Raw genomic sequence first — 7,370 nt, 5'->3', positions numbered from 1 at the left:
CCAGGCCCGGAACAAGCCGAAGGCGCCGGGCCATCGCCTGCCCGCCCCTCGGGTAGGCGATTTGGTGAGGCTAGTTGTTCCCTCGTTGGGATTCATCACGGTTGAGAAATAAAGTGGCATGAACCAAGGTCAGCATCGCCCACCCCGGGCAGGCGCTGGCCCGGCCTGCGCCTCATGTCACTCTGGCCTCCCTCCCGCCGTTCGCTGCTATTTTCACCAATAACCGCATCGCCCCTGCCCCGCCCTGCGGACGTCGCGCCGCGATCCGGGGCAGCGATGTGACCAGAAGCCGGTTTTGCATGGCAATTGACAAGAGCCAAGGGCTCAGGCCCGCCACATGGCGCCGATGATCGCGCCGCGTGCCCCGTCAGGGGCGCGCGTCCGCAGGATCACTTCATCTTTGACAGCTTGTCCTGCAACTCGGCGAGTTGCTTCTTGATCGCGTCCAGATCCTCGGACTTTTCCGGCTCCGGCTCGTCTTCTTCCGACATGGTCGGCATGGTGGTGCCCATCGCACCCTTCTTGCCGCCCCAGCCGCCGGTCATCGCCTTCATGAAGGCTTCCTGCTGGGCCTTCACCGCTTCCATGCCGGGCATCGTCGCGATCGGATTGATCGTCGACATGTTTTCCATCATCTTGGCCTGCCCGTCGCGCAGCATGTCGAATGACGCCTGCAGGAATTGCGGCACCACCGAAACATTGCCGGACATGTAGCTGCGCACCAGGTCGTTCAACACCTCGACCGGCAAGACGCTTTCGCCCCGGCTCTCGTGTTCGGCAATGATCTGCAACAGATACTGACGGGTCAGGTCATCGCCCGACTTCAGATCCACAATCTGCACCTCGCGGCCATCACGGATGAAACCGGCAATATCCTCCAGCGTCACATAGTCGCTGGTTTCGGTATTATATAGCCGCCGAGACGCGTAGCGCTTGATCAGCAAAGGCTTGGGTTGGTCCGCCACAATCATCCTCCCGATTACGTGCTGCAATGCAGCTTAGGCGCATGTTTCACAAAAAGAAAGGGCGGGTGCATCAGCACCCGCCCCACGGCATCTTCTTTCAGGGAGGAGGAGATACCGGTAATCGGTCTTACTTCGCTGTCGCCTTCTTGGTGGCGGCCTGCACGTCGCTCGAAGCTTTCTTCATCGCGGCGGTTGCGTCTTCCTGGATGTCCTTGCCGGCAGCCATCATCAGCTCAACGGTGTCCATCTGAACCTTCTTGGCGATTTCCGCGAAAGCAGCCATGTGCTCGGCTGCGGATTCAGCGGAAGCAGAAGCGAAGTCGGACATCGCTTTTGCGTAATCGGCGGGTTCGGACTTCGCCTTGGCCATCTCGGTCATCTTTGCGACGGTGTCTTTTGTCCACTTGGAGGAAACCTCGGTGGATTTCTCGACCGCTGCCAGGGCAACGCCGGACAGTTTTTCGTTCAGGGTCGCGCTTGTTTTGAACGCGCCTTCCATTGCGGCTGTGTCAACCGGGAAAGAGCCCATTACGTCTTTGAAGATCGCGGTCATATCAGGTGTCTTTGTCATGTCTGTATATCCTTAGGTTACGCTGTTTAGTTCGACGGGTCTGTCCCGCCTTTCGCGTCCAGTGGTGAATCCAGCCTTCCGCGTCTGCCTAAATTATATACATGCTGCACCGCAGCATTTCAAGTCTTTTTCTGCATCGCAGCATTAAACTTTCATGACGGCAAAAAGTGCTTTCCGATCAGTGATTTGCCTTCTTTGCCACGTATTCTCCCGGCGCATCTCCCAGAATTTTCCTGCCATCATCCCCCGGTTTCCGCGCCTTGATCATCGCGCCGGACCGCTTTTTCAGCCAGGCTCCCCAGCGCGGCCACCACGACCCTTCGTGAAATTCCGCCGCTTCCAGCCAGCCGGTGTGCTCCGCTTCAAGCGAGGGGTTCACGTAATGGCCGTATTTCTTCTTGGACGGCGGGTTCACGATCCCCGCGATATGGCCCGACTGGGTCATGATGAAGGTCTTGTCCGAGGATCCCATCTGCCGCACGCCGCGATAGCTGTCTTTCCAGGGCGCGATATGGTCGGTCTCGCAGGCCACGGCACACAGCGGTACATCCACATCGCCCAGCACCAGGTGATGCCCCAGAATGTCGAATCCCCCTTCCGCCAGCTCGTTGCGCTGACACAGGCCGCGCAGGTACTGCATCGCCATCTTGGCAGGCAGGTTGGCCCCGTCCCCGTTCCAGTAGAGCAGATCGAAGGCCGGCGGCGTCTCTCCCATGATGTAATGTTTGACGGCAGGGGCATAAACCAGGTCGTTCGACCGCAGGAAGGAAAAGGTGCGCGCCATGATGACCGAGGGGAGAATCCCCTTGTCCGCTGTCTCCCCCTCGATCCCGTCGATGAAATCGTCGGTCAGAAAGGGCTGGAACTCCCCCTGGTCGGAGAAATCGGTCAGCGCGGTAAAGAAGGTCGCGGATTTGACCGATTTGTCGCCGCGCTGCTTGAGCAGCGCCAGGACAAGCGACAGGGTGGTCCCGGCAATGCAATAGCCCACCGCATTCACCTTCTTCTCGCCGGTGATCGCCTTGACCTCGCGAATCGCGGCCAGATAGCCATCCTCGATGTAATCCTCCATCCCGACATCGCGATAGGTGCTGTCAGGATTGACCCAGGACACCATGAACAGCGTGTGGCCCTGATCCAGCAGCCATTTCACCAATGAATTCTGTTCCTTCAGGTCGAGGATATAGAACTTGTTGATCCAGGGCGGGAACACCAGCAGCGGCGTCTTGTACACCTTTTCGGTGGTCGGCGTGTACTGGATCAGCTCGAACATCTTGTTGCGATAGACCACCTTGCCCGGTGTGCTTGCGATATTCTCGCCCAGCTTGAAGGCCTTTTCATCAGCCAGCCGCACGATCAGCTCACCGTCGTTGGCCTCCAGATCGGAAATCAGGTTCTCGATTCCCTTCACCAGGCTCTCGCCCTCCGTCTCGATCGCGCGTTCCAGCGCGTCGGGGTTGGTGGCCAGGAAATTCGTCGGGCTCATCATGTCGATGATCTGACGGCTGAAATAGGCCAGCCGCTTTTTCTCATGCGGCTCCATGTCGGTGACATCTTCGACCGCCTGCTCCAGCGCCTGCGCGTTGATCATGTACTGCTGCTTGACGAAGTTGAAATAGGGATGGGTCTGCCACAGCGGATTGGCAAAGCGCCGGTCGCTTGGCGTATTGTCCTCCGGTGCGGTCAGCGTGCCCTTGGCCAGGGCCTGCTGCGCCTCGACGAAATGGGTCATCGTCCTGGTCCAGAACGACAGCTGATGTTCCATCAGCTTGGCCGGATTGGTCATGGCTTCGGTCAGATAGGCCTGCTGCGCCTTGGCGAACAATTCCTGGTTCGGTCCGTCCAGCGCCTGCCGGTGGGTCTGGCGATGTGCCATCACCTGCCCCAGCCGCTCGGTCAGCTGCTCCACCTTCTTGAGGTTTTCCACCATCCGGGACAGGGACGCGTCACTCAATGCCGGGTCGTTTTTAGTTTTAGTTGTCATCTTAACCTTTTGCTCCTATCTTCGCAGGTGCAGCATTTCATGGACCGCTTCAGGGGCCGGACCAAGGAGGTGCGCAATCTCGGGCCCAAAGGAGACCCCTATGCGTTACATGGCTTCTTACGATCTGATGGAGACCGTCAGAAATACCAACCAATGGCTCGGCGCGTCAGCGCTTGCCATGGCATCCTACCCTGCTTTTTCAATGTTTCCAAACCCTGGCTTGAACTGGATGGCGGCCTGGGGCGAAGTAACCGAACGGACCTTCAGCCGGATCGTCGTCAAACCCGACTGGAACATCCCCGCGATCCCCGGCAACGACGGCCAGGACCATGTCGTCAGCGCTGAAATCTCCCTGTCGCGCGACTTTGGCGATCTGCTGCATTTCAAGATTTCGGGCCGTCCCACACCGCCCCGCAAGGTGCTGCTGGTGGCCCCGATGTCCGGCCATTATGCCACATTGCTGCGCTCCACCGTGATCAGCCTGCTGCCCGATTGCGACGTCTATATCACCGACTGGCACAATGCGCGCGACATTCCCGTCAGCGCCGGCAAGTTCGATGTCGAGGATTACACCCTCTATCTTGTCGATTTCATGAAGCATCTGGGCCCGGACACCCATGTGATCGCCGTCTGCCAGCCCGCCCCGCTGGCGCTGGCCGCCACCGCCTACCTGGCCGAGGAAGCGCCAGACGCCCAGCCGCGCAGCCTGACCCTGATCGGCGGCCCGATCGACCCCGGTGCCGCCCCCACCGAAGTCACCGACTTTGGCCACAGCGTCACCATGGGCCAGCTGGAACACATGATGATCCAGCGGGTCGGCTTCAAATACGCCGGCGTCGGCCGCAAGGTCTATCCCGGCCTGCTGCAGCTGTCCTCCTTCATCTCGATGAACGCGGAAACCCATTTCAAGGCGTTCAGCGACCAGATCGGCCGCGTCGCCCGGGGCGAGGCGCATGAACACGACAAGCACAACAAGTTCTACGATGAATATCTTGCCGTGATGGATATGACGGCGGAATTCTACCTGTCGACCGTCGACCGGATCTTCAAGAACCACGAAATCGCCAGCAACAACTTTACCGTCGCAGGGCGCAAGGTGGACATCGGCAAGATCACCACCGTCGCGGTCAAGACAGTCGAAGGCTCCAAGGACGACATTTCCGCCCCCGGCCAATGCGTCGCCGCGCTGGATCTGCTGACCGGCCTGCCCGACAGCAAGAAGGCCAGCCACCTGGAAGAAGGGGCCGGACACTACGGCATCTTTGCCGGTGGCAGCTGGCGCGAGAACATCCGCCCGCTGGTGCTGAACTTCATCGACGAAAACAGCGGCGATCCGCAGCCCAAGGCAAAAAAGGCGGCGAACAAGAACCAGGCGGCCTGATCCATGGCCAGGCCGCATGATATCGCATTCGCCTGCAACTGCGGCAAACTGGCAGGCACCCTGCGGGGGGCCAGCCCCGGTGCCGGCACCCATGTCGAGTGCTTTTGCCGCGACTGCCGCGCGGCGGAACTGCACCTGGGCCAGCCCGACCCGGCGCCCGGCCCGGTCGGCATCTTTCAGACCACACCGGACCGGCTGACCATCACCAAGGGGGCCGATAGACTGGCGGTCTTTTCCTTTGGCGCGAAAAATGTGCTGCGCTGGCAAGCCGCCTGCTGCGGCACACCGCTGTTCAACACGCCGCGCAGCGCGCGGTTTTCCTTCGTCGGCATCCGCACCAATATCCTGGGGGAAACCGCGCCGCTTGGCCCGGTGGCCGGTCAGGCCTTCCTCCCCACCGACAGCGGCAAGACCCGCCACAAAGGTCTGCCGCGGTTCATCTGGGGCGCGCTCAGCCGCAGCGCGCTTCAGCTCATCACCGGCAGATGGAAGAAAACACCGTTTTTCAAGGCCGATTGCGCCACGCTGGTCAGCCCGGTCGAGGTGCTGCCACAGGGCACCCGCAAAGCCCTGCTCGACGCCGCGTCCTGACGCAACGCCCCTGCCGTTACCGCAACACCAGCGGCTGGCGCATCCATTTGCGCAGCGCCGCCGTGGTCTCTGCGGGTTGTTCCAGGGTTGGCAGATGGCCCGCATCTTCCAGCACCAGAAGCTCGGCATAGGGGATCAGCTCTGCCATGAAACTGTGGCGTTTGACCGGGCTCAACGTGTCATGCCGCCCGCAGAGCACCAGCGCCGGGGACTTGCATTTGCGCAGCACCGCCTGCTGGTCGCGCCGCCGCTGCAAGGCGCGGGACTGGCGGATGAACACCTCCGGCCCCAGCGTTTCGGCCATGTCCAGGGCCAGTTCCAGCACCTCGGCACGCTGACCGCCGGGCGCCAGGCTGGCCGCCGGAATTTCGTCGCGCATTACCTCAAGCAGCCGCCCCGACCGGACCCGCACGATCTGCGGCTCGCGGTTCGCGGCGGCAACGGGGGTTTCGGCAAGCGGATTGGTGCCCATCAGGCAGATGCGGGTCACCCGGTCCGGCGCGCGCCGCAGCAGTTCCATCGCCACCACGCCGCCCATGCCCTGCCCCGCCACGGCAAAGCGGTTCGGCAAGAGGTCGAGAATGCCCGAGGCAATCTCCTCGATCCGTTCACCCTTTGTGATGGGGGCCAGCATGACAGCCATGTCAGCCGAAAGCTCGGCGATCTGGGGCCCGAAAAGCCGCGCGTCACACATCATGCCGGGCAACAGCACCAGCGGCTCGGCCATATCAGCGCACCTTGTTGATCTCAAAAGTCTTTCAGTCCGGGCGATTGCCCGCTTCATCCTCTATAGCATGGCCGGGGGGTGCCGCAACATCAGGCATCTTGATGCCACGTAGGGGCGGAAAATCGGCATAGCGCCGCGCACGGGTGGCGGCATTTTCGTCTGGCGCCTCTCCGGCCCGCAGCAGCATCCCGCGCGGCGCGACATAGCTGGAAATCGTGCGCCAGGGCTGCGGACGCCAGACCAGGTTGAAGGCCGCCAGCTTGGGAAAGAACCACATCTCGGAATAGGGCAGATGGTCATGCACCCACCAGGCCAGATCGCGCCAGTCGCGCCCTTGGGCATATTGATCGGCAAACCAGGGGATCACGACGCTGGCCCCGGCCACGGCCCGGTCACCGCCGGCCCAGTCCCAGATATGGCATTCCAGCGGGTTGTCATTGCGCGCGCAGTTCAGGCGGTTCTCGTTGCCATAGCGGTTCAGCGCCCGGCTGCGATAGCCCGACCGCACTGCGACCCGGCCAAAGGTTTCCTCCAAAGGGTCCATCAGCGCGCTGCAGAACGCCCGCCCGTTCGCGATCACCAGATCGGGATCGTCCGGCACATTGGGAATGCCGTGAAAGCCCGAAATCTCCGAATAGAGGAAATCGCGCATGTAGAAATGTTTCGACAGGCGGACCCGGCCAAAGGTCTCAAGGCTCCACATGCTGGCCGGTCTGCGCATCAGCCGTGGCCGTTCCAGCGAAAGGCGCCATCCGGGGCCAGCGGCGCAAAGGGGTTGTGGGTGACCTCCCAGATATGCCCCTCCGGGTCCGCAAAATACCCCACATGCCCGCCCCAGAAGATGTCATGCGCGGGCCGCAGGATACGGCCCCCCGCGGCCTCTGCCCGCGCCAGCAGCGGGGCGACCTGCGCCTTGTCCCGCACATTGTAGGACAGCGTCATCGCCCCATGGCCCAGCGTTTCCACCGGCACGCCAATGTCCTCGGCCAGCTTCCCGATCGGGTAAAGTCCCAGCGTCTGACCAATCAGATCATAGGCGACAACGCCGTCCGGGCTCTCCACCCGGACCCAGCCCAGGGCGTCGTAAAAGGCGGCCAGCCCGGCCTGATCCCCTGCGCCCAGAGTAATCAGCGAAATACGTTGTTCCATCT

At 61.7% G+C, this 7,370-nt stretch carries 8 protein-coding genes; 2 read left to right on the top strand and 6 right to left on the bottom strand.

Annotated elements, in window-relative coordinates; translation table 11 throughout:
- Positions 1-389: 389 nt before the first annotated feature.
- The 3 genes from phaR to PVW51_RS22520 form a co-directional block, all read right to left on the bottom strand.
- Complete coding sequence (gene phaR, locus PVW51_RS22530; protein ID WP_114275949.1) at positions 390-965, bottom strand: polyhydroxyalkanoate synthesis repressor PhaR; 576 nt, start codon at positions 963-965, stop codon at positions 390-392.
- Positions 966-1,092: 127 nt separating this feature from the next.
- A complete protein-coding gene (locus PVW51_RS22525; protein ID WP_269364892.1) occupies positions 1,093-1,536 on the bottom strand; it encodes a phasin family protein in 444 nt (147 codons plus the stop codon).
- Between the two features lie 178 nt (positions 1,537-1,714).
- Positions 1,715-3,520: a PHA/PHB synthase family protein gene (locus PVW51_RS22520; protein ID WP_269364890.1), complete on the bottom strand. Its 1,806-nt coding sequence runs from the start codon at positions 3,518-3,520 to the stop codon at positions 1,715-1,717.
- 100 nt (positions 3,521-3,620) lie between these two features.
- Between PVW51_RS22520 and phaZ the strand changes: the two genes are divergently transcribed.
- Positions 3,621-4,901, top strand: a complete 1,281-nt coding sequence (gene phaZ, locus PVW51_RS22515) for a polyhydroxyalkanoate depolymerase (protein WP_274577749.1) — start codon at positions 3,621-3,623, stop codon at positions 4,899-4,901.
- Between the two features lie 3 nt (positions 4,902-4,904).
- Positions 4,905-5,492, top strand: a complete 588-nt coding sequence (locus tag PVW51_RS22510; protein ID WP_274577748.1) for a DUF6151 family protein — start codon at positions 4,905-4,907, stop codon at positions 5,490-5,492.
- A gap of 16 nt (positions 5,493-5,508) precedes the next feature.
- On the opposite strand, the gene PVW51_RS22505 is transcribed toward PVW51_RS22510, so the two are convergent.
- The 3 genes from PVW51_RS22505 to PVW51_RS22495 are packed head-to-tail and all read right to left on the bottom strand — an operon-like array spanning position 5,509 to position 7,368.
- Complete coding sequence (locus PVW51_RS22505) at positions 5,509-6,219, bottom strand: alpha/beta fold hydrolase (protein WP_274577746.1); 711 nt, start codon at positions 6,217-6,219, stop codon at positions 5,509-5,511.
- Positions 6,220-6,250: 31 nt separating this feature from the next.
- The gene (locus tag PVW51_RS22500) at positions 6,251-6,922 is read right to left on the bottom strand and encodes a hypothetical protein (protein ID WP_274577751.1); all 672 of its coding nucleotides are present in this window, start codon (positions 6,920-6,922) and stop codon (positions 6,251-6,253) included.
- Positions 6,923-6,939: 17 nt separating this feature from the next.
- Positions 6,940-7,368 carry a VOC family protein gene (locus PVW51_RS22495; protein ID WP_269364883.1) on the bottom strand — a complete coding sequence of 143 codons (429 nt, stop codon included), beginning with the start codon at positions 7,366-7,368 and terminating at the stop codon, positions 6,940-6,942.
- Positions 7,369-7,370 lie beyond the last annotated feature (2 nt).

This window comes from Sulfitobacter sp. PR48, from assembly GCF_028807335.1.
Classification (GTDB): Bacteria; Pseudomonadota; Alphaproteobacteria; order Rhodobacterales; family Rhodobacteraceae; genus Sulfitobacter.
Note: the sequence above shows the minus strand (reverse complement) of the source record. Positions and strands in the feature narration are given on the sequence as shown.

Coding starts and splice junctions, on each gene's coding strand:
- PVW51_RS22525 (WP_269364892.1), bottom strand. CDS start 1,536: ATGACAAAGACACCTGATATGACCGCGATCTTCAAAGACGTAATGGGC.
- PVW51_RS22520 (WP_269364890.1), bottom strand. CDS start 3,520: ATGACAACTAAAACTAAAAACGACCCGGCATTGAGTGACGCGTCCCTG.
- phaZ (WP_274577749.1), top strand. CDS start 3,621: ATGCGTTACATGGCTTCTTACGATCTGATGGAGACCGTCAGAAATACC.
- PVW51_RS22510 (WP_274577748.1), top strand. CDS start 4,905: ATGGCCAGGCCGCATGATATCGCATTCGCCTGCAACTGCGGCAAACTG.
- PVW51_RS22505 (WP_274577746.1), bottom strand. CDS start 6,219: ATGGCCGAGCCGCTGGTGCTGTTGCCCGGCATGATGTGTGACGCGCGG.
- PVW51_RS22500 (WP_274577751.1), bottom strand. CDS start 6,922: ATGTGGAGCCTTGAGACCTTTGGCCGGGTCCGCCTGTCGAAACATTTC.
- PVW51_RS22495 (WP_269364883.1), bottom strand. CDS start 7,368: ATGGAACAACGTATTTCGCTGATTACTCTGGGCGCAGGGGATCAGGCC.